The sequence below is a fragment of the Nocardia arthritidis genome, from assembly GCF_011801145.1.
Taxonomy (GTDB): Bacteria; Actinomycetota; Actinomycetes; order Mycobacteriales; family Mycobacteriaceae; genus Nocardia; species Nocardia arthritidis_A.
The window spans coordinates 1,249,531-1,272,252 of the sequence record NZ_CP046172.1 but is presented as its reverse complement, the minus strand read 5'-3'; the positions used below and the strand labels follow the sequence as shown (position 1 = coordinate 1,272,252).

Sequence of the window (22,722 nt, the reverse complement as noted above, 5' to 3'; positions counted from 1 at the left end):
TTCAAACGGCTTCCGTGCCGCCGAGCGCCTCGGCGCTCTCGGTTTCCGCGCGGCCGAAGCTGTCCGCCTGCGCCCGCAGCGTCGCGGCCAGCTTGCGCAGTTCGTGCACGCCCGCGGTGGCGCTGTCGGTGTACGACCCGGCAACGTCGTTCATGGTCTGGGCCGCACGCAGCGACACCTCGTCGATGCCGGACGGCGCGACGTGCAGCGTCTGCACACCATCCTTCAGATCGTTCTCCAGCCGATCGGCCAGCCCGTCGAGCCGGAACGCGGCGTCGCGCGCCGCCGTCGCGTCGAAACGCACACCGGTAGTTGCCATGACGGCCTCCTCAGAGCGTCAGTTCCTTGTCGGGCGGTGGTTCGGTGACGTGCTCGGCCGCACCGACCACCGGCAGCGAGACCCCGTCGATGTTGCCGACGACCTCGTCGCCGTGCTGTGCGGTGATGAGGTGGGTCGGCACCGTGCCCGCGTCGCCGCCGCGCGCGGCCGCCGCCGCACCGGCCGCGCCGCCCATCGGCATATAGCCCGGCGAGCCCGACGCCGCCGCCGTCTGCGGATTGATCACCGGAGCCCGCATGGCCGCGGATTCCACTGCGGGCGAAGAGCTTCCGAGTCCGCTGGGCAGGGAACCCGCGGCGTTGGTGCCCCACGGGGCCAGCGGCGCGGCCACCGGCGCGATACCGGGGCCGCCACCGAATTTGACCGCACCGGGACCGGGGCCGCCCGCATGCGCTGCGATATCGCCCGCCCGCAGCTTGTCCTCTTTGATTTTCGCCGCTTCGGCGTCCTTGTCCTTGGTCGGGTCGACCTTCGGCGCGAGCAGCGGCGCCAGCTGAGTGGCGCTCTGCATTCCGCTCTGCGCGAACTGCATCAGCGGCTGCACCATCTGCATGAGCTGCTGAATATCCTGCGCCGACGAGCCGACTCCGCTGGGCGCGTTGGTGATCATCCGCTTGCGGCCCGCCCGGGTCATATTCGCCGAGTGCCCGAGCATCTCGAGTTTGGTCTTGGCCACCGTCGCGGTGGCCTCGGCCAGGCTCTCCGCGGTCTGCGCGATCAAAAAGTATTGTCCGCCAGGTGTTCCCAGCAACGGGGACGCCGCGATCATGGTGGCGATGTATTTCGCGATGATCGCCGCCAGCAGTGCGCCGCCGACCGCGACGGAGCCGGCGGCCTCGCCGAGCACAGCCTTCTGGTCGATGCCCTGCTCCGCGACGTCGGCGCTGTTGTCCGCCGCCTGCCCGGCCTTGGCGGCGGCCTGCTGCGCCGCCATACCCTGCCAGAGCTGCATGACCATCTGCAACGCCTGCATGCCCAATTGCGTCGCGGTCTGCAGGCCTTGGGTGATGCCGGTGAGCGCCTGGGTCGGATCGATGCCCTTGCCGCCCGTCGCGTTGAGCACGCCGGTGCCGAAGGCGCTCTGCAGGTCGGTGAACGGGCGGGTGAGCGCGCTCAGGTCGATGGTCGGCATCGGGGGCATATCCGGAAGTGGCGGCAGCCCTTGAATTTGCGGAAGCGGGCCGAGCCCCATATCCCGCAGGATGTCGTTGACCGGACGATCGATGAGCGGCGCGAGCGAGCTGCCGCGCAGCAACTCGAGGATCGAGTGGTCCAGTGGCGCCGTCATACGATTCGGGTGCCGATCGAATCGAATTCGCCGGACTGGACGGCCTCGGAACCGTCGTACGCCGCGGCGCCCTCGAACGCGGCCTTCGCGGTGCCCGCGTAGACGTGCGCCAGCTCCATCACGGAGCTCACATGGTTCGCCTGCGCGTAGGCGAAGGAGGCCAGGAACTCCTGACCGATGAGGCCGAACACCGGAACGGCCGCGGCCATGGTCGCGGTCTGATCGAAGGCGCCCGCGGTGGCGACACCGGCTGCCATGGCGGCGGAGGCGCCGCCGTATGCGCGAATCGCATCAGTGTGTGCTACGACTTCGCTCATCGAATTCCCCGATCCTGTAATACATTTCACCAACAATTGGGAAGATACCAACCGCGCCGCGAGCGTCGGAAGGAAATTTGCACAAACTTAAGGTTCGCTGACAAAAAAGTGACGGACCCCGCGGTGAACGCGCGATGTCTATCGATGAACAGGCGGTACTTATTCGGCCATCTCCTCGTTGAACGCGGTGATCAGCTCGGCGCGCTCGGTGAACGCCCGCCGCGCCGCCGCATGGGCGGTCTGCACCAGCGTCCGCTCGAACACCTCCGGCGACATACGCGAAACCGCCTGCGAGAACTCGAGATCCACGAGAGCGCCATTACCGTCGACGGTGGCGGTGATCGAACCGTCCTCCGCCGTTTCCTTGCTCACGACGCCGCCCATGTCGTCCGCGAGATCGCGCAGCCGGTACAGCCGTTTCTGGACGCTCGCCATCAACTCGTCCATGGTTTCGTACAAGGCGACTCAGCTCCTCCCTAAACCGAGCGCAGCCAACTCTGTGGCTCGGTTTCGTATTCTGCTTCCTGCGCGATCTCTTGGCGAGCCACCTCTTCTGGGGTCGGCAGGCCCATCAGCGCGAGCGAACTCGCGGGCACCCCCGCCGCCGCCAGTTCCGTGCGGCGCGCGATGCCCGCCCGGTTGGCCGCTTGCTTGCACAGGCGCAGGATTTCCGACGCCAATTGCCGCGGATCGCCCTTCAGCTCCGTCGGCTCGATCGAAACGCCAAGAGGCAGTCCCTGTTCCGTGGTGCGCACGGAGATGGCGCCGGTGCGCGACGCCGCGGTCCACTCGACCGGGCCTGGCTGTTCCTCAGTCATCGCGACTCCCTTCCGCACCCTTCATCTTCGCGCATCACCGGCGCGTCGGCACGCCCTCAATCCTGCTATTGACGGCGATGACGCATCGATGATGCGGGCTACACCCGCTCATCCTTGATGGCCCGAACCATCTCGACCAGTTCGGTATTGATCAGTGCGACCATGCGCCGGGCGTCGGCGCCGACGGCCGTCACCGGATTGCCGGGCACCAGCGCGTACCGGCCGTCGTCGGTGAGGTCGCGCCATTGCAGGAACCTGCGCACCTTGCCGCGCGGCCCGAATCGGGAGTAGGCCTGTTCGAGTTCGATGGTTCCGGTCAGGGTGGTCTGCGCGTTCTCGAACCAGGCCGCCCGCGTGCCGACGGTGTCCTCGAAGGAGTCGAGTACGGCGGATTGGCCGTACTCGTAATCGATTTCGTCGGTGCGCGGCGCGGCGAGCACCACATCGGGCTGCTTGCCCGGCTCGGCCTTCGGCAGCGCATCGACGATCGCGTCGGCCAATCCCACCGCGGTGTGTTCGGTGATGGTGAAAGCATTGGCGTGCCAAGTGGTTTCACCGATCTCCTGATTGATCAGGAAGGCCCGGTCGCCCTTGCGGGCGCCGAGCATCCTGATGCAGCGCCGCGGATTGTCCGGCCGCACCCCGTCCAATCCGCGCACCAGGATGCGGATATCCGGCCGGGCGATGTCCTCCAGGACCGGCGTCAGCCAATTCCCCCAACGCCGCCGCAGCTCCGATCGCGCCGCACGCAGTTCACGGTCGTGATCGTCCTTGTACTGGGCGCGTGCCGTATAGGAGAGCGGCGGCGGGACGTACTCCTCGTTCAGCTCGGTCCAGGCGGCCATGAACTCGAGTCCGGTCAGGCGGAACCTCTGCAAGCTCTGAGTCATTTCTCCACAACGGGTTTCGCGACTACCGGCGGCTGGCCGAGCGCCTCCTCGAGGTGGTCGTGGTGCTTGAGGTAGTCGGGCGTCTTGTGATCCTTCTCCTGGCCACTGCCGCGGCCCGCCGCGCCCGGCGCGCCCGAGGCGCCCGGTGCGCCCTGCGCGGTGCCCGCGAGCCCGGCCCGCGTGATCGCCCCCTGAGCCGTGCCGTTGACGCCGTTGATGGTGGCGCGCGGGAACAGCTTGGCGGCCTGCTGCGCCTCGCGGGACAGCGGGGTCAGGCTCGGTATGCCCTTGCCCGGGCCGGGCCCCGGGCCGCCGAGCTTGCTCAGCTTGCTGGGGTCGAGCGTCGAAGGCACCCCGGCCGCAAGGTTTTTCGCCTGATCCATCAGGCCCTTGTCGTACTGCTGTTTGGCCGCGTTCAGGCCCTGGTTCAATCCCTGCATCGCCTGATCCAGGCCCTGCTTCGCCGCATCCAGGCCCGGGCCGGCCGGAACGGTGTTCGGGCCGCCGTTCGGATCGTGCGGATTGGCGGGATTGCCGTCCGTCCCGGGGCCCGGCGCGCCCTGCTTCGTCGGATCCTGCGCGTTTCGCGCCTCCTCCCAAGCCTTTTGCTCCGCGGCGTTCTGGGCTTGCAGATCCGCGGCCTGCTTGCGCAGCCGGTCCGCCTCGGCCTGCGCCGCCGGGCTGAGTCCGGGACCGCCCGGCCCGGGACCGAACGCCCCTGGTCCGGGGGGACCGGGTGGGCCGGGCGGACCCGGATCCTGGTTGACCGGTGAGAACGGATCGTTCAACACCGCGATCTTGGAGTCGGTGTGCGAAAGTCCCGGCAGATAAACGCTGTTCATCGCGCCGATGCCCGATGACTTCATCGCCTCGTAGAAGCGCGCCTGGTAGTGCGCGGGCGTCTCGCTGGGGTGCGGGTCGATCCGGTCGATACCCGAACTCATCTCGGTGCTGAAGCCCGACAGCCAGCCGCCCGTGTAGTTGAGGACGTCGCCGATGCTCTGCATGCCGTAGCCGAGATCAGCACCCTGCTGGCTGTACCGCTGCGTCGCCGCGCGGGCCCTCGGCGCGCCGGACGGACTGTTCCAACTGCTCTCCAGATCGCCCGCCTGCTTGCTCAGATTGTCGAACTGGGTCTGGACTATCTTGCCGAGCCAGGTCCAATGCGATCCGGCATCCTGCGCCGCGACCCACGGCTGCGTGGTGACCATGTGGGAGAGGATGGTGTCGTACTTCTCACCCGAGATCGTGGTCGGCTCTTCGCCTTTGATCGTCGCTTTGTCGTAGTTGCCCGCGTGCTGCAGATTGGCCGGGAGCGATCCGTCCTTGTCCTGGCCCGGCCAGATCGGCGTCGGGTAGTTGAACTGGTCGCGATCCGGCTTCGGAATGGTCGACTTGTCCAGCGTGACCGGGCCGGACGGGATGCTGTCGCGGATCTTGTCGAAGTCGTACTTGTTGTAGCCGTCCGCGTCCTTGTACGCCTTGGCCGCCGCCAGGTACGTATCGGTCATATCGTCCAGATTCTGCAACTGATTGGCGAGCGTCTTGTGCAGGCCGTGCGCCTTCTTCGAGAACCTGTCGGCGAGCTCACCGCTGGAGGACAGGTCGGTGAACGGGTTGATGTTGTAGACGTTCTCCAGCTCGGACTGCACGGCCTTGATGTACCGCTTGACGTCACCGATCGTGTTGACCATCTGGGTGACCGACTTGGGGTCGAACTTCAACCCATCGCTCTGGACCAGTCCCTGTAATGTCTTCCAGTCATCCGGAGGTTGCGGCTTCCCGTCATCTGCCATCGATCGACTCCCGACTAGCTCGGCGCTGCCCTGTGCCGGGCATATGCCCACTCTCTGACATATTTACACGGATCCGGCCGGATCCAGCGCCCCAGATTCCGCGACTTGACATTCGCTTAAGGTTTATCCGTCTCGACACTGTCCCTCGACCGTTCGAACATTCGGTTGCCGCGATGTGAATCACCGCCGATCCGCGAGTTGCCCGGCGTAGTGGTCGCGCAGCGCGGTCAGCCGCACCGTGCTGAATCGGCCGGGTTCGCGCTCGTACAGCGCGCGTCCGTCCAGGGAGGTGAAGGCCTGCTCGGGCACCCGATCCGCGGATGGCGGAACGAACTTCAGCACCTCCTCGACCGCGGCGAGCGCGGTGGCCAGCGCGTGCCGCGCCGAGTGGGCGGCGTCGTCGTCGAGGCCGGACCGCTCGGCGGGCGCCTGTCTAGCGGCGATATCCGAATACCACAGCCACACACCGGGATCGATCAGCTGTGAGGGATCGTCGCCGCCGAAGCGCACCGCGTCGTCGGGCGGCGGTAATATTTCGTCGGGCAGCCGGAACCGATAGGCGCGTTCGGCGCCGCAGCGCGGACAGGTGCCGGTATATCTGCTCGCGAGCACATCCCCGGAATAGACGACGGAACCGCGGAAGCGGCACCGAGTTTCACCGCAGTCCGGGCACGGCTGCAACTCCAGGAACAGATGCGCCTCGGCATTGGTGCGCGCCAATGGCAGGGTGTCGGTCACAGCGTTCTCCTCGATTCTTGTGGAAACCGTTGGGCCGCACTGTCTACAGTAGTGCTGACCGCGACGGCCGTTCGCGCTTGGAGGATGCGATGTGGGAAAAGGTTTTCTATGAAATATCGATTGCCGCGGCGCGCCAAAACGGCCTGATCACCACGGCACAGGCGAAACGGGCCGGCGCCGACGACGCCGCGCTCGCGCATTTCGCGTCGACCGGCCTGCTGCATGAGCTCGACTGGTCGGTGCATCAGATTTCCGCGAGCACCTACGGCATGCAATATGCGTTTCCGTACGCGGCCTGGCTCGCCGTTTCGCCGGAACTGTTCCGCTGGGAACGTCCCGACGCCATCGAGAAGGATGTCGTCATATCGCACGAATCCGCCTGTCAGGTACTGGAACTCGGGGTGATCCGGACGACGGGCACCCGGATGACCTCGGCCACCGAACGGATACCGCCGCGCGCGGTGCTCATCGACGTGGCGCCGCTTACCCCGGACGATGTCATGATCCACCACGGCGTCCCGGTCACCACACCGCACCGCACCATTCTCGACCTCGTCGCGGAAAGAGCGACGCGGGAGGATATCGGCCGAGTGGTCGCCGACGCGGTCCGCCGCGATATGGTGGATCTGCGCATCCTGTTCGAGGATTTGCTGACCATGGCCGAGGTGTACGGACTGCCCACCGGCGGCGTGCATTTCCTCGATTACTTCCTGCCCGAGGTGCGGCCGGAATCGCTGTCCCCACAAAATCTGCGCACCTACGCCGAATTGCGTTATCCGGAGCGGATCGCCGAAATCCGGCCCGAGGTCGATCGAATTCTCGGCCGGTTCCAGCCCGCATATGATCCGGCCGAACGACGGGACAATAGGATCGGCGCGCGCATCGCCGCCGAAATAGTTGCGCTGCTGCGCTGAAAAACGCGGGCGCACATCGAGGTAACGCGTCATGACTTCGCCGGTGGGTTACGGTGCACGCCGCGACCCTTTTCCGGCCAAGTCGACTGCACCTGTCCGTTCTGCTTGATGATCACGCTCACCTGCACGCCGTCGCGCCAGCCGATCACATTCCAGTTGCCGTTGGCCTGGAAAAGCGCCCGATCCGGCGCGGCGGCGATCTCCAGCACATAGCGCCTGATCGTCTCATCGTCCCAACGCTCCGGGAATTCGGTCTTGTTCGGCACCCCGGTGCCGAAGCGATGACCGCCGCCGCGGCCGGTGTCGTCGCCCTCCAGCACGTAGCGCATCCGGTCGTCGGTTATCTCCAGCCGGTCCAGCGGTGGTATCCGCGAATGCGTCGACGCACCAGGCGCGTCCCATGCCGAGCCGCCCGGCGGCGCGTCGTATGGCACGGGCGGATGAATCTGGTTGCGCGAGATGACCCGATCGAGCGCCTGGTGCAGCTTCTCCAGCTCCTCGGGTTCCATCCGGAACGCCGAGAGGTCCCGCACGCCCTGTCCACGGACGTCCGCGGTCTCGAATACCTCCCGCAGCGCGGCGGCGACCGCGGCCGGGCGCGCCTCCGGTTCGGCGGCGTATCCCTCGGCCAGCCGGTTGGTCAGGTGTACGGGCGCATCGTTGTCGGTGTGCAGGGTGAAGAACGGATGGGTCATCCTGGTGCTGAAATCGGTGTCGTCCCGGGAGAATCCGGGCTCGACAACGCCCTGCAGCGCGAGCCGGATGGCATCCCATTTGGTGGCGATCTCGTCCGGTGTGCGCGCCTCGGTGTGCAGCCAGCGAGTCAGCTGGTCGGCGTAGTGTGCGCTGGAGCGCCAGTCCTTCTCGGTCCACGGCTCCCCCCACTCGTGGCTTTTCGGCCCGGTGGAGCGGCCGAGCCGCTGCGACCACTGATCCAGTTCACCGGTGTCGATCAGCCGGGTGATGCGGTCCGCGGTCACCGAGACCTTGGACGCCCGCATGACCGCGACCGGCCTGCTCGTCGGATCGGGCAGTTCGGGGCCGACGGTGACGCGTTCGATGGTGCGCAGCGGCGGATCGAGCGCCGGACCGTGCGGTTGGAACTCCTTGAGCGGCCGTCTCGTTTGCGGGTCGTAGACCTGATTTCCGTGCTCGTCGGTGATCCGGACGGTGTGGCCGTACTCCCACCGCTGCGAATAGTGCAGCCACCGGTTGGCCTTGGTGCCCTCGTATTCCAGCGCCGAGTTGTACACGGTCGGTACGCCGAGGACGGTCTGGGTTTCCAGCGCGCCGCTCTCCATGCCGATCTGCACCACCTCGCGCTCGGTGCCGAACCGGTGGAAGAACAGGCCCTGCTCGGCGCGGGACAGGCCGTCCCGTTCCCAGAATTTGATCAGCGTGTTCGTATCGACGCCGTCGAGCACACCCGCGCGCTCCCAGCTCTCCCGCAGTTCGGGCCTGCCCGCGAACAGGTCGTCGCCCACCAGCAGGATCTTCCGGTCGGGTTGACGCTCGCGCAGCATTTCGATCATCTGCCGGATGTAGGCCGGACGGGTATCCAGCTCCGGGCCGTGCATACCGCCCGGCCGGGAATCGCGGATCCACAAGAGCGTGTACTTCCCCGGCCCGGTGTCGCCGGGTTCGTGCCGCGAAAGCACCTCGTTCACCATGTTTTCCGCGCGGGCCGCGCGGATCTCGCCCGCCTCGCCCGCACCGCGCAACCCGTCGACGATCAGCTGCCGGGTGCCGACCGGATCCTCGCGCAGCCGAGCCAGTGTGAAGATGTGTGCCCGCTGCCAGCGCGATTCGCTGTAGACGTGGTCTCGGCCGGATTCGGTGTACGCCAAGCGAATTCGGCTCGGATCGATACCGCGCTCGATGAGCCGGTCGCGGATCGCCAGCGCCGATTTCAGCGGTTTGGCATGCAGTTCCAGCAATTCCCGCACCATCTCGTGGTGCGGAATATCGTGGATCGACTCACCTCGGGTCCAGCGCGCGTAGGCCACCGTATTGGCCTGCTCCAGGGTCATACCCTTGGGCAGTTCGCCGACATAGGCGATGTGGCCCTGGTACGCCTCGCCGCGCAGCGCCTCGAAATGCCTGGTCGGGGTGTAGACGATCTCGACGGTTGTGCCCGGGTCGGCCAGCAGTGCCAGGGTGTGAATGTATTCCTCACCGCTTTGGTGCACATAGAACCGCAGGTGCTTGTCATCGAGACCGGCGACCTCCTCCGGCTGATACCCGAGCCGCTCGAGGTACTGGTACATCGACTTCACCTTGTCACCGGCGGGCAAGTGGTTCGCGGCCATCCTGTCGAGGTAGAACCGCAGGCTTTCGTCCGATTTGCCGCGGCCCGCCAGCGCATCCCACCGTCCCATGTGCTCGGCATCGGCGAAGTGGGTCGACGGCGCACCGGCGCCGGTGCCCTCGATCGGCCGCACGTTCGCGGGCCGCTGCCGCGGCTCCGGCACCGGCTGATCGGTGGATTCGCTTGTGGGGATATGGGTTTCGGTCAGCGGCTGGTCGTGCTCGCCGATCCAGCGGCGCTGCGCCGGATCCCACTGCCCATGGAATTCACCGTCGCGCAGCAGCGGATCCAGGAAGGAGTGCGCCAGCGGCATCGCCTCGTCCAGCGTGCGGAACGGCAGCGCGTCGGTGGTACGCAGATGCTGTTCGAACCAGTCGCCCCAATCCTTGTTCGGCAGTTCGAAACCCGTGCCCGTCAGCGCGAGCAGATCGCCGCCGCTCCTGCGGTAATCGAATTCCCGCTCCAGCATCTGCTTGGTCGCTTCGCCGTCGAATTCGTTGTGCATGGCCAGCAGCAGCACATCGGCCATATCCTGCGGGCGATACGGCAGCGTGCTGCCCGCCTTGCGGCATTCGAAGAAGCCCTGCCTGGTCTTGGACGGCAGACAGTCCAGGCATTTGTCGTCCTCGCTCCGGAAGCCCTCGGTGTGCATGCCGGCGAGCTTGTGCGCCAAGGTATCCGCGACGGACAGCACCCGCAGGTTCGGCTCCGTCCCCATCGCGTCGGTGCGCAGCAGCTGATCCGGGAACGGCACGATCTCCGGATCCACATGCATCGGGATCTTCCGTTCCGGGTTGAGATCGGCGCCGAGCCGCATCACCTGGATGTCACCGACGAAGACGCGATGGAAGATGCGCAGGCCGCCGCTCTGCAATATCTCCTTCGATTCGAAGACGAACCGCAGATTGTCGCCGTGGTCCCGCTCCAGTGCGGCACAGTAGTCGGCGATCATCTCGTCCTGCAGGTCGGCCTCCCGCGCCGCACGCTCCGTCTTGGGGAAGTCCGGATCGCCGAGACCGAGCTTCCTGGCGCTGTCGGACCGGACCAGATCGATATCCGAGGACATCCGCGCGCCGGGGATGCGCGACAGCATCCCCTGCCCGCCCTTGAGCACCCAGCCGTCCGGGCTCTGCTTGAAGATCCGCGACAGCGCCCGATGGATGGCGAACTGCTGGACCGCGTCCTGCGGGCTCCGGCCGGATCCGGCGGTCTCCACGCGGGCGGCGTCGTACAGTTCGTTGCGGAAGGCGATGGCGGACCCGAAATCGATCCCGGATCCGCGCTCCCCCGACTCGAATTCGCCTGTGTGTTGCGGGATTTCGTCGGGGTGGGCGTCGTGGTCGTGCTCCTGGCCCGGTGGCCCGTCGCGATCGAGGGCGTGCTCCAGCCTGGTCGCCAGCTCCGGGTCGTGCTCGCGCAGCAACTTCCAGCGGTCGGCGTATTCGGCCTCGCGCTTCAGGCCGAGACGGTTCATCAGATCTGTGAGATCTCGTCTGAGCCTTGGCAATTCGTGCGCGCGGGCGGGCTCGGTGCCGGCCCGGTCGAGCTGCCCCTCTAGCACCTTCAGCTCGGCGAAACGGCCGCCGAGGTGCGACGACATCTCGTTGGGCCGCTCGCTGAACGGATCGGTGCGCACCCGAGGATCCCCGGCCAGCTTGATCTCGGCCAATTCGTGCGCGACCGCGCGCGCCACATCCTCGGTCCTGGCGGTCGGTGAGATCTCGACGTGGAATTCTGTTCCCTCGCCGGAGAATCGGGCGACCTCGTGCGGCAGCGGTTCGTCGGCCACCCGCACCGAAACGGTGATGTCCTGATTGCCCGCACGCATGCGGAAGGCCTGCCGCTCCGGATCCCAGGTGCAGCGCTCGGGCATGATGAGCGATTTATTGTCCGCGATCTCGCGCCGCACCTCCTCCGGCGTGAGATGGGCCGCCGCCTCGGGGCGCGCGTCGCCGCGGAACTCGCCGACATTGCTCGCGGTGCCGTGGATCGGTTCGCGGGCGGCGCCGACGAGTTCGGGTTCGCGAGGCATTCCGGCGCGGCGGGCGGCGGGATCGCCATGGCGGGCTGGTTCCGAGCCACGCCGGCCCGAATCGCCGTGGTTTTGTCCGGGTTCGCCGGGTTGCTGGTGCCGTCCGGGATCGATGCCGCGCGAACCGGATTCGGGGTCACGATCGTTCGAGAGGATGGCACGTTCCTCGGCGGGCGCGGCGCGATCCTTGGCGATGAGGTTTCCGGCCGAATCCGTTTCCGCGACATGCAGGGTCGGCTCGGCCCTGCGGGAACTCGGTATGACGGCCCGCAATTCGGAGTCCGGCTTGACCGCCGTCCGGTCCGGTTCGGCAATAAGATGATCCGGTCCTGCGGCCCGCGGACCCGTATCGCCTACCTGCGAACCAGGCTCTACTACGCGGGAATCCGATTGGACGACAGCGTTTTCCGGCAACGTCGCATGTTCTCGAGGTGCGGCGGCATCAGCCTCGGCCGCCGCGTGAGCCGCCAGGACGGGACGATCCTTTTGTCCGGCGGCGACGCTCGCGGAGCGATTCCCGGCGTCGGAACCGCTCAAACCGGCACGGGATGCGGGACGTTCTGGGGCCTGGGTGTTGCGTTCGGCCGCAATCGGTTTGGCGATGCGGTCGACCGGGGTCGCCTGCTTGCCGACCTCGTTCGGGGCGGATGCGACGGTCCGGTCGGCCCCGATAGGTTTCGCGGTCTCCGCCGCCTTGCCGGTGTCGGCGGGCGCCTGGCTCGAATCCGCAACGCGCGCGCCATTTTCCGCGTGAGCCGCCGGGGCGGCAGGGGCAGCTGCGGCAGGGGTGCGATCACCCCGCACCGCTTGATCACCGTGCTCATTCGGGGCGGCCTGGTGGCCGCCCGGGGTGTCGAGCGCGTTCTTGCCGTTGATGTCCGGGTGGCTTGCGGTGGGTTGCGTCGCCGGGGGTCGTGGTGTTGCCCGGTGGGGTTGTCCGCCTGCGCATGGTCCGGCGGGGGCACCGGATTCCGTTCCGCCGCACCGGGTGTCGGCGTGTCGGGGCGCGGGGCGGTGCTCACGGACCCGGCCGGCGGTGGCGGCGGCGGGCCTTGGCGGCTGGCCATCTCGATGCCGCTCTTCATTCCGTGCGCGGCGCCGAGCACTATGCCCGGCGTCAGCGTTTCGGGGTGAAAGGTGAAGTCCACCTTGCTCGGGTCGAAATAGCCGTGCGCCAACTGGCTGCCGATCTGCCATCCGACATCGGCGCCGTACATGCCGAGGCCGCCACCCGCGCCGCCGACGATCCCGCTGACCAACCCGTTCAGCCGCGGTCCGAATCCGAGTTTGGCGCCGAGCGCGCCCGCGCCCATACCGAATCCGGCGCCGACCGCGGCGCCCGCGCCCCACTCCAGCCCGGTCTTCAGGGTCTGTCCGACGTCGAAGCCGTGATCACGGTGACCTGCCCCGATCTGATAGAGCTGAGTTCCGGCGTCCAGCGCGGCGCCCTTGGCCCCCTCCTTCAAACCGGCGATCCCGATCTGTTTGAGGTAGGGCTTGAGCAGGTTCTTCAGCCCGACCTCGCCCGCCTTCGCGGCCAGCCGCTTCAGCCCCTGTTCGGCGGTGATCTCCAGCGTCTCGCGACCGGCGGTGAGCGTCACGGGCACCAGCGCCTCGCCCCACGGCCACGCCGCCATCAACGAGATCACGGTGTACAGGGTGATGGCGGCGAACCCGACATCCATGATCTTGGTGTATTCGAGTTCGGTGGCACCGTTTCTGGTGTAGTCGCCGAGCTCCTCCAGCGCCTTCGCGTTCTCCTCCACCGACGCCTTGCCGTTGAAGAGCTTCGCGAATTCCCTATGCGCCTGGGTCGCGCCCTCACCGGTGTAGTACTTCAGGGTCTGATCGGTGACGCGCTTGATATCCGGTTCCAGCGCGCGCAGATCCCGGCCCGCCTGCTCCCAGGCGTCGCCGAGCGCGAAAAGGGCACGCTCGTCACCGACGGGGTAGGACTGACCGAAGTTCAGCGCCGAAATGAGCCACCCCGGAAGCGAGTCGAGCAGATCGTCGACCCCGGCCATCAGCCGACCGCCGAACTTTCCCGGTCACCTGTCCGCAAACGCATCACCAACCCGAATCCCGCACATCGGACCGGTTGGCCGAATCGTGTTCCCACTCCTCGACGTTGGCGAATTCCATGGTGACGCCCATATCGTCGGCGAACGCCACACCCTGCCGCCCCGGCGGCTCCAGCGACGGTTCCGGCGGTTCGGGCAGCATGTCGCGTACGTCCGGCATGCCGTCGATGAAGTCGGACAGACGCGGCACGCGCGCGTTCTTGCGCGCGACCTCGGCGACCATCTCCTTGGTCCTGGTCCGCACCTGCGCGGCGGCCTCCTGCGCCGCCTCGGTGAAGGCCCGCGCGATCTCCGCGTGCGTCAAATCCCCGATGTCGGAAGAGAATTTGGTCTCGATGACATCGCCGTTGGCGTTCACCACCACGGTCACCCGCTTACCCGCGGCGCTTGCCGACGCGGTGAGCTTGACCTGCTCCCGCTGCATGCGCTGGATCTCCTGTATCCCCGCCTGCACCGATTCCATCAATTCGGCCAGGCGCGCCTTGGCCATCTCGTTCGCCACCAGCGCGAGTCCTCCCTGTAGCGCCTCGGATTTCAGACCTGGAAGCTGTCGGCGTTACCCGAATCCTGCTTGTCCAGCGTGTCGGCACCGCTGCGCAGGCCGCCCGAATAGGACTGCAGCAGTTCAACTTTCGACCCGACAGCGGAGTTGAGATTGGTATCCGACGCGATATAGCCGTTACCGCCGGAGAAGTTGCCGCCGAACTCGTCGTCGCCCCACACACCCCAGTGCGCGTCGCGCGCCTGGGCCAGCGTGTTCAGCACCCCCTGCACACGCCGGGCGACCTCGTCCAGATCATCGGCGACGCCGCGCAATTCATGCGTCGTCACTTCGACTTTCTTCGCCATCCCGATCCACCCTAATCAGTTTGTATTGAGGTGATGATCGCACGACCGGCGGGTCACGGGAAAGTGAAGTGTGAGCGAACCGTGGAATTTACACGCCACGGACGATTTCGCGCCCCCAATATCGGGGGCGGCACCTCCCCCAATATCGGGGGCCGTACCGGGTCAGCGGTTCGGCTCGAAGCCGTTGCGGCGGTTGCGTTCCGCGATGAGGTTTTCGATCCCGGCCCGACGGGTCGCGGCGTTGGTTCCGTCGAGCTGCGCGGCGAAAGCGGTGCGCGCGGCACTGATCAGGTCGTCCGTTATGGCCGGATAAGCCCTGGCGATCGCGATCAGCGCGGCCTGCGTCTCCAGATCGAGACCGGTGCCGGAACGCAGGCCGCCACCGCCGCTCACGGTCGCGAGTTCGGACTCGAAGGTCCGCCGCAGTTCGTCATCCGTTGGATATCCGTGGCGCACCGGCTGTTCTCCGTTCTCGATAATTCGACCACAGCATATGCTCGGTATTTATTCGCTGTTCATTCGCCGGACGGATTTGCGCTCTCGTCGACGAATTGGTAATAGGTCAGGCGGCTCGGCTGTACCAGTGCCCGCATGAATACCTCTGGTTCATCCGGGCGCACCAGCTGCTGTTCGGCCAGGGATCGAATTCCGTTCACGTAGTACTCCTCGGCCAGCCGAGCCCATTCGGTGTCGAGCACTGTGAGCGACACACCGGTGGCCGGATCCCAGTCGAACTCCGCAACCTTGTGCGGGACAAGGTCTTTCGCGGAGCAATACAGCGAGACCCTGGTGGGCGTGCTCGGGATGTTCAACGCGCCTCCTCATAATCCTCGATCAGGCGGACAGCGTCCACTGGCCGACCGGACGCACCGCCAACAAGGATGTCTCCAGACCGGACAGCTCCAAGTTCAACCAGACCTCGCCGGTGATCCGGCCTCGAACCTGGATCTCCCGCAGTCGTTCCAGTACACCGTCGATCGCGGACCGCTCCAATTCGAGCGCCACCATCATCGCCTCGACCCTCGCGGGGTCCAGCGCCCGTACCTTCGCAAGTGCCACCGGATCGAGCCTCCGGTTCAATGGATTCGGATCCCGTTGCCGCCGTAGCACATCCGCGACGAACTCGGACAAGATACGCGGCGATCTGCGGCTGAGCGGGTAGTCGTCGTCATCGAGCGGCTTCAGCATGAAGGATTGTTCGTCCACCGGCGCGCAGTTGCCATTGTCGATACCGAACGGTCTGCCACCGACGGACAGCACATTCCCCATATGTCTGTCGGTATTACCGGCAATGTAGTCCAAGCAGGCCAACAGATCACGGTCGGCCTTCGGGTAGTGCTGTGGTGCGTCCGCGACACCGGCACCCGGCAGGAATTCCATCAACGAGCCCTCCCCCATCGGCCCCATCCAGAAGGTTGTGGTCGGCACCAACTCGCACCCGGCCAGCTCCGCGAGCCGCGAGAAGAACACCTCGCGTGACGCGAGACCGCTCGGCGGAATCCACAGCTTGGCCGCCGCCTCTCCGGCCCTCGGCTTGTAGACCCACTGCGAATCGTCCGCGAAACGCACGGCGTACACCTGATTCATCGTGCGCAGCCCCAACCGCTGCGGCTCACCGACTATCGGGCCCTTGTCCCGCACGGCCAGTTCGGCGGCGCTCGGCTGCCAGCGGGAACGATCGGCGCCGCCGGTTCTGCGCGTCTCCCGCGTCAGCGGACCCGCGTCCGCCAATTTGAGTTCGGCTCTGGCCCTGCGACGTTCGGTCTCCAGGCGCACCTCGGCCAGCAACCGGTCGTAAAGCAGGCGTTCGGCGATCGTCGGCCTTCCCGACAACACCGCCACGGTCGCCTCGCCATACGCCTCTTGCAGGTCGAGCAGGCCGTCCTTGCCGAAGGAGTAGCCGCTGAGCTGATCGTGTAGCCACGCTTTGAATTCGGGGTAGGTGACCGGACGACCGGTGATCTCGGCGAACTTGTCCATCAAGGCCGCGTAGGCTTCCAACGCCGCAGCTGCCAGCGCGCCCTTGGACTTGTCGAATCCGGTCTCGGCATGCAGCGCATGCCCGCCCTCGTGCAGGATCGACAGCAGCACCGCGTCCTCCGCGCGTCCACGATGAAATCTGATGGCGATATCGTTGCCGAAGTCGCGCGCGAGCAATTCCGGGTTCACCGCGTAGCGTTCGTTGAGCGTGATCGACTCCGTACGCAAGGCCAGATCTCCGCGGAATACTCGCATGGTCTCCGCATAGGTGTCGTTGTCGAGCGGTCCGATACGGACCGCACCCAGATTGATGAAGGGATGTTCGGCGAGTAGACGGCGGATGGCCGCGAGGAACTGCCGTGCGGCCTCGGGATCGATGCCCGGGGTGTCGAAACCATAAGTGGCCAGCCCGAGTTCGTTCTCGAATGCGGCCTTGACCTCGGCGACGGCGGCGATGCGTGCCGCCTCCTCCGCCGTCGGCGCCGGTAGATTCGCGGCCCCGCGGCGGTTCCAGCGTTCGGCCTCGGTCGCCAGCAAGCCGTACAGCGCCTCCCGGCCCGGGGTCTGCCGTTCGGGGGTGCGCTCGACGGCCAGGAATGATTCGACGAGTGCCCGGTGCACATCCAATTGGCCGTCCGGGCCCAGGCAGTCGATCCCGAATTGGTCTCGGAGCCAGCGGTTGAACGACGACTTGTCGATCGGCCCGTCGCCCGGCCGGTGGGTCCGATACAGGGCGCGCAGTCGTGGCAGCGCTTGCGCCTCGGCGCGCCAGCGTCCCGCGTACACCATCGCCTCGCCGAATCGGCGGACCACGGCGTCGAAGATCCGTCCCTCGGGGAGCGTGGCCGCGGACGCGAGCCGGTGACTCAACACGATCCCGTCGGTATACAGCCGACCGACTTCGAGCCCCTCGGTCGTCGCGGGCCCGGCGAGGGTGTCCGAATCGATATCGTCATCGTGCGGCGCGATCGCGACGGTCAGCACCTCGACCTCCGGATTCAGCCGGAGCATATGGTCGACGACATAGGCGAATTCGCGGGCGCGCACGAGTTGGATTCCGGCGCCGTCGAATCCGAGCACTTGCAGGCCGGGATGCGCGGCGGCCAGTGCGGCGGCCACCTCCGCTGGCGTGCGGCAGCGCGACAGATCCAAATCGGTATCGGCCTGCGCCACAGCGTTTTCCGAGTAGGACTCGGGCACGGCGTCCTGCGGCGGCGCATCTTGCGGCGGGGCATCCTGTGGCGGGGCATCCTGCGGCGGGGCATCCTGCGGCGGGGCATCCTCCGGCACAGCGTCTTCCGGAACAACGTTCGTCGGCTCGGTCGCCCGCGGGCCCCCGTCCCCCGCGGCGCCGCGCGCCCCCGACGTCGACCGGGCCACGTCACCTCGACGCTCAGCGGCACCCTCCCGCCAACCGGCCGCCGCTGATGCGGAACCAGATCGTGCGGGTGCGGCTTTCGGCGCGATATCCACTGCCGCGGCAGCAAACGGGGTGACCTCCCCCGACACCTGCGGCTCCGTTGTCGATCGCGCCCCGTCGCCCGGCCGTTCGGTGTCGAGCGCATCGGCGCCCTTCGCCTGCTCCGCGCGCCGGTGGAAGATGGCTTGGCGGGACAGCCTTTCGGCGAGGATGCGTTGCGGCACAGTGGCTTTCTCCCGCATCATCACGACGGCGGCGCCGGCCTCGGCGTATGCCTCCGGCAGATAGAGCTTGCCGTCCTTTCCGAAGGAGTATTTGCTCAGCCCCTTGCGCAACCACTGCTCGAACTCTTCGGGGTTGCTTTCATAGCGCGGACGGCCGAACGCGTCGATCAGCTCGTCCATGGCGGCCGCCGTCTCCGTGCGCATGTACTCGTCCGGGAATGTGCTGCGGAAGACGAAATTCACCGCGTGGAACAGCTCGTGAACCATGGTGCGGTACGCGGGACGGTCGGCGGTACCGGCGTAATAACCGTTCTTCACCTCGAGTTCGATCTTTTCTCGGAAGTACGCCAGGTGGCCCGCCATCCGTTCGTTCAACGTCACCGAGTACGCGTAAGGCCTGCCCTCGTGGTCCGCGGGCATGGCGAGCGCGTTTTCGAGGCTGGACAGCGGTGCGATCCGGACGACGCTCAGATCCATTTCGGGGAACAGCGCCTGGACATCGCGGATCGCCGCATCGATCTGCCGCACCACCTCGACATCGATGCCGGGCAGGTCGAAGCCGAACGCGCTGATACCGAAATCCCGGAACAGCGCTTCCGCGATGGCCTTTCGCTCCGCGAGCTCGGCCGGATCGTCGGAGTTCGGCAGGCTCGGGTCGTAGGGATTCTTGCCGCGATAGATCTCCGCCTGGCCGGCCAGAATGTCGTGCAGTAACCGCTGGACCGGGGAGGCGGGCGTATCACCGTGCACCGCAACGAAAGCCGCTGCCAGCGACTGATACGGCAGGAACCGATCCATGGTGCTCATGCATCCGTCGCCGAGTTCGCTGCGCAGCCACGCCTTGAATGCCGTTTCCTCCAGCGGCCCAACATTTGCGGTGTAGTAGTCGCGCAGTGCCGGCAGCGCCAGCCGTTCGGCGCGGAAGCGCCCGATCGTGATCATCACGTCGGCGGCCAGCGAGATGGCCTGCTGGCGAATGTCTTCCGGCGTTATCGCCGCATCGATGAACAGTTTCTGATTCAACGTGACTTTCGGGCGCACCGCGCCGCTGGCCAGATCCAAATATTCGCCGACTTGGATGAGGCTGGCCGGACCACTTGTCGCACTGGACAGCTTTGCCAGATCCAGGCCGGGGTAGCGTCCGAACAGCTCGTGCAGGGTGCGGGCGAACTCCCGGAACCGGACGAAATCAATTGCGGCGTCGCCGAATCCGTCGATGTCGAAGCCGTGATGGGTGCGCAGCGCGCCGACCAGCTCGGCGACGGTCCGATAGTTATCGATGTTCCATGGCGCGAGTTCTTCCAGCCCGGCGGGGATCGGCGGGGCGTCTTCCGGAACCGCATCCTGCGGAGCGGCATACTGCGGCTCGGCATCCTCTGGCGCGGCTTTGCTCAGCGCGGCGTGTTCGCCCGCGACATCGACGGAACCGGACCTGGCGGCCGCGCGGAGCAGCGCGGCGTACGCGATCGCCTTGCGCATTAGGATCGCGGCCAGAACCCGCTGCGGCACGGTCGATTCGGTGTCGAGGATCAGGGTGGCGGCACCGGACTCGGCGTACGCCTCCGGCAGGTAAAGCTTTCCGTCCTTATCGAAGCAATACTTGCTCAGCCCCGCCCGCAGCCATGTGCCGAATTCCTCCGGATGACGTTCGTAGCGCTCCCGGCCGAACGCATCGATCAACTCCTCCATAACCTCCGCGGCCTCCACGGCGAGGTCCTCCGGCCGGAAGCGTGATCGGAAAGTGAAGTTCACGATATGGAACAACTCGTGCACCATCGTGGCGTACGCGGGCCGATCGGCCGGACCGACCAAGTGCCGGTTGCGCACCCTCAGTTCCATATCCTCCCTGAAGTAGGCCGGGTTGATCGCCATCCGCTCGTTCAAGGTCACCGAGTACCCATACGGCCGCCCTTCCGCCTCCGACGGCAGAGCCCCTGCGTTGGTAGTACTCGGCAGCGGCGCGATCCGCACGACGCTCAGGTCCAGTTCCGGGAAGATGGCGTGCACATCGCGAATGGCCGCGTCGATCTGCCGCACGAAGTCGAGATCGATGCCGGGCAGATCGAAGCCGATCACGGTGATGCCGAAGTCGCGGAACAGCGCGTCGGCGATCGCCTTCCTGGCCGCGAGGTCCGCCGGGTCGTCGGTGCTCGGTAGAGCCGGGTCGTACGGGTTCTTACCCTGATAGGTCTTTGCGTCCGCGACGAGCAGATCGTGCAGCATTCGGCGAACCGGTGACGCCGGCGGCATACCGGCCAATCGCACCCCCTGCGCGAAGGCCGCCGTAAGCGACTCGAACGGCAGGAAGCGGTTCATCGTGCTCATGCACTCGTCCCCGAGTTCGCGGTACAGCCAGGCGGTGAAGTCGAAGTCCTCCATCGGATCGGATTCGTATATCGGACCCTCGTTTTCGGTGTAGTAAGCCATCAGCGCGGGCAGCGCGTGCAATTCGGCCCGATGCCTGCCGATCGAGATCAGGGCCTCGGCCGCGCCGGTGACGACTGCCGCCCGAACCGTTCCCGGTGCCAGATCGGCGGCCGTGAGCAGCCGTTCGTTCAGGACCAGGCGCGGGCGCACCGCACCCGTGGTCAAATCCCGGTTCTGACCGATCTCGATGCGGGTATCCACACCCTCGTCGGTCCCGCGCAGACCCTCCAGATCCAATTCCGGATGCAATTCGATCAGCTCGTGCAAGGTCTGCACGAGCTCCTTTACGCGGTCGAATACCATTGCGGCAGAACTGAATCCGTCGATCACGAGGTTGTGACTGCGCCGCAGCGCATCGAGCAGCTCGGCGACGGTCCGATAGCTGTCGATATTCCATGGCGCGAGATCTTCGAGGCTCACACCGACCGGGTCTTCGCGCCGATCAGCGTGATTTTCGTTGTCCTGCGCGCTCGGCTCGGCGGTACCGGATTCGGCAGGTGCCGAATCATCGCTGTCGGCGGAACCTGTTGTCCGACCGGCAGTTCCGCGATGCGCCTGCTTCGGGACGCGGTGTTCGGTCGAACCGTCCTGGGAGGTGGCGCCGCGGCGGGTGGCGCCCATCGTGCCGTTCACCTCGGATAGGTAGTCGGCCAGTTCGCGGCATTCGGCGCATTCGCTCAGATGTGCCGTCACCTGTGCGGTGGCCCGCTTGCCCAGGCCGTTACGGACCCATGCCCCAAGGTTTTCCACGGTGGCGCGGTGTTCCGGGGCGACGTCGTCGGGCAGCAGCAGCCTCAGGTACGCCCGGCGCAGCGCCTCCCGGGCCCGGTGGGTCCGGACGTTGAAGGCGTTGGCGGTTATGCCGAGTGACGGTGCGACATCCTTGGCCTGCCGGTCGTTGAGCTCGGCGTGCCACAGCGCGATACGCATATCCTCCGGCAGCGAGAAGAACGCCCGCTCGGCGGTAGATCGGTCGAACTTTTGGACAGCGGTGTCGACGAATGGCACCTCCGAGTCGTAACCGCGCACATCGTCGGTGAACACCAGCCGCCGGGCGTCACGATCGCTGTAGACGATGTTGCGCAGTGTCGTCAGCAGATAGGCGCGGAAGGCGGAATCCGGTCCGCGACCTTTTCGCAGCGCGCCGAGCACCCTCGCGAAGGCTTCGGCCACAACGTCTTTCACGTCCTCAGATCCGACGAGGTGCCGGGCCTGGGCGCGGGCCACCGCCACGTGCCGCTCGAACAGCAGGCCGTACGACTCCGTATCACCGGCGCGCACCGCCGCGATCAGCGTGGCATCGCTCGGACCGTCGTCCGTTGACGGTGTGCGCTGCCCCGGCAGGGAGCCGTCCCCCTGCCGGGCCCCGGCCGTGCCCGCAGATCGCCGGTGTTGGCCCGGAACCTGTGGCGGACCGCGTGGCGCCTCTGGCGATCCTTCTTCCCGCCCAGGGCGGCCGATATTGCCGACCGGCTGGGCCATCGGGTCCGATGCATACAAATGGTTGGGGCGCAGCGGCTTTCGATTCGCGCCGAATGCGATTCCGGAAATTTTGGTGATACGCAGCGCGGGACCGCCGGGGCGTACCGCAGGCGACAGCGAGCCGGGGCGGTACACCCGCCACGCTCCGCCGTCGACGTTGGCGTCGCTGACCATGACGACCCCGCCGCGGTTGGCCATCAGATACATGTGCGCGCCGACACCGTATGCGTCGACGGCATGGTGATCGACGACGAATACCGAATTCAACGGGTCTTCCGGATTTTCGAGCCTGGACACGATCGCGTCGTGGGAGTCGAAGACCTCCAGACGGCCACCCGCATAGGACTCGGTCCGCGCGCCGGTGCGGCCCGCCAGACCGGGCGAATCGTCGGGCACGTCCACCGGTAGACCGAGGTCGTCTCGGCCCCGCCGCAGCGACCGGTCGACGCAGTCGGCGATCGGGGTCGCACGCTCGGTGAGGTCGTACAGCGCGGCATCGCGTTGTCCCTCAACGTCTTTCGGTGCAAGTCCGAGGGTGCGCTGGAGAGGATTGGGGTTCGGGTGAACCGGGCGGTGCGGGGCGGCGGGGACGTCCGCGCCGTGACCGGTGCCGATCATGCCGAAGTACTTCAGGGATTCCGGCGACCGGCCGGTGTCGGGGTCGAAGTAGTCGAAGTAGGCACCGTGCGCCGGCAAGGCGCGGCCGAACGAGCCGATAATCGGGGTCTGCGCGTCGATGCGTATGGCGCCGAATGCCGCGATCGCCGGGTTCACGCCGAGGCCGCGGTTGAAGAAGCGGCCGTCACGGCCGGGTTCCA

16 protein-coding genes (1 of these 16 only partly in view) are annotated in these 22,722 nt (G+C 66.8%); 1 reads left to right on the top strand and 15 read right to left on the bottom strand.

Translation table 11 applies throughout. The annotated features are described in order from the left end of the window. Position 1 precedes the first annotated feature (1 nt). The 8 genes from F5544_RS05495 to F5544_RS05460 form a co-directional block, all read right to left on the bottom strand. Positions 2-319 (bottom strand): PE family protein, encoded by a 318-nt coding sequence (locus F5544_RS05495; protein ID WP_167472169.1) that lies wholly within the window; start codon positions 317-319, stop codon positions 2-4. Between the two features lie 10 nt (positions 320-329). Then, entirely contained in the window at positions 330-1,628 is a 1,299-nt protein-coding gene (locus F5544_RS05490) for a hypothetical protein (protein WP_167472168.1), read from the bottom strand. After that, positions 1,625-1,945, bottom strand: coding sequence for a type VII secretion target (locus tag F5544_RS05485; protein WP_167472167.1), 321 nt, complete (start codon positions 1,943-1,945; stop codon positions 1,625-1,627). Before F5544_RS05485 ends, F5544_RS05490 begins: the two co-directional genes overlap by 4 nt. A 159-nt stretch (positions 1,946-2,104) precedes the next feature. Beyond that, positions 2,105-2,404 (bottom strand): YbaB/EbfC family nucleoid-associated protein, encoded by a 300-nt coding sequence (locus F5544_RS05480; protein WP_167472166.1) that lies wholly within the window; start codon positions 2,402-2,404, stop codon positions 2,105-2,107. Between the two features lie 17 nt (positions 2,405-2,421). Continuing rightward, positions 2,422-2,763 (bottom strand): hypothetical protein, encoded by a 342-nt coding sequence (locus F5544_RS05475; protein WP_167472165.1) that lies wholly within the window; start codon positions 2,761-2,763, stop codon positions 2,422-2,424. 98 nt (positions 2,764-2,861) lie between these two features. Continuing rightward, positions 2,862-3,653: an ESX secretion-associated protein EspG gene (locus F5544_RS05470; RefSeq protein WP_167472164.1), complete on the bottom strand. Its 792-nt coding sequence runs from the start codon at positions 3,651-3,653 to the stop codon at positions 2,862-2,864. After that, on the bottom strand, positions 3,650-5,449 hold the full coding sequence (locus tag F5544_RS05465) for a hypothetical protein (RefSeq protein WP_167472163.1): 1,800 nt from the start codon (positions 5,447-5,449) through the stop codon (positions 3,650-3,652). The genes F5544_RS05470 and F5544_RS05465 overlap by 4 nt, the downstream gene beginning before the upstream one ends. A gap of 180 nt (positions 5,450-5,629) precedes the next feature. Then, a complete protein-coding gene (locus F5544_RS05460) occupies positions 5,630-6,187 on the bottom strand; it encodes a hypothetical protein (RefSeq protein ID WP_203217491.1) in 558 nt (185 codons plus the stop codon). Between the two features lie 89 nt (positions 6,188-6,276). On the opposite strand from F5544_RS05460, the gene F5544_RS05455 reads away from it, so the two are divergent. Beyond that, the gene (locus F5544_RS05455; RefSeq protein WP_167472162.1) at positions 6,277-7,101 is read left to right on the top strand and encodes a type IV toxin-antitoxin system AbiEi family antitoxin domain-containing protein; all 825 of its coding nucleotides are present in this window, start codon (positions 6,277-6,279) and stop codon (positions 7,099-7,101) included. A gap of 29 nt (positions 7,102-7,130) precedes the next feature. On the opposite strand, the gene F5544_RS05450 is transcribed toward F5544_RS05455, so the two are convergent. The 7 genes from F5544_RS05450 to F5544_RS05420 all read right to left on the bottom strand — a co-directional run. Then, entirely contained in the window at positions 7,131-11,855 is a 4,725-nt protein-coding gene (locus F5544_RS05450; protein ID WP_167472161.1) for a nucleotidyl transferase AbiEii/AbiGii toxin family protein, read from the bottom strand. 119 nt (positions 11,856-11,974) lie between these two features. Next, on the bottom strand, positions 11,975-13,465 hold the full coding sequence (locus F5544_RS05445) for a hypothetical protein (protein WP_167472160.1): 1,491 nt from the start codon (positions 13,463-13,465) through the stop codon (positions 11,975-11,977). A gap of 43 nt (positions 13,466-13,508) precedes the next feature. Beyond that, entirely contained in the window at positions 13,509-14,024 is a 516-nt protein-coding gene (locus F5544_RS05440) for a YbaB/EbfC family nucleoid-associated protein (RefSeq protein ID WP_167472159.1), read from the bottom strand. A 32-nt stretch (positions 14,025-14,056) separates the two neighbouring features. Beyond that, entirely contained in the window at positions 14,057-14,371 is a 315-nt protein-coding gene (locus F5544_RS05435) for a hypothetical protein (protein ID WP_167472158.1), read from the bottom strand. A 162-nt stretch (positions 14,372-14,533) separates the two neighbouring features. Next, entirely contained in the window at positions 14,534-14,827 is a 294-nt protein-coding gene (locus tag F5544_RS05430; RefSeq protein WP_167472157.1) for a hypothetical protein, read from the bottom strand. 59 nt (positions 14,828-14,886) lie between these two features. Then, a complete protein-coding gene (locus tag F5544_RS05425) occupies positions 14,887-15,183 on the bottom strand; it encodes a hypothetical protein (RefSeq protein WP_167472156.1) in 297 nt (98 codons plus the stop codon). A 22-nt stretch (positions 15,184-15,205) separates the two neighbouring features. Next, positions 15,206-22,722, bottom strand: the 3' end of a protein-coding gene (locus F5544_RS05420) for an alpha/beta hydrolase (RefSeq protein ID WP_167472155.1). It continues 16,450 nt past the right edge of the window; the window shows 7,517 of its 23,967 coding nt (coding positions 16,451-23,967); its start codon lies off the right edge, out of view; its stop codon occupies positions 15,206-15,208.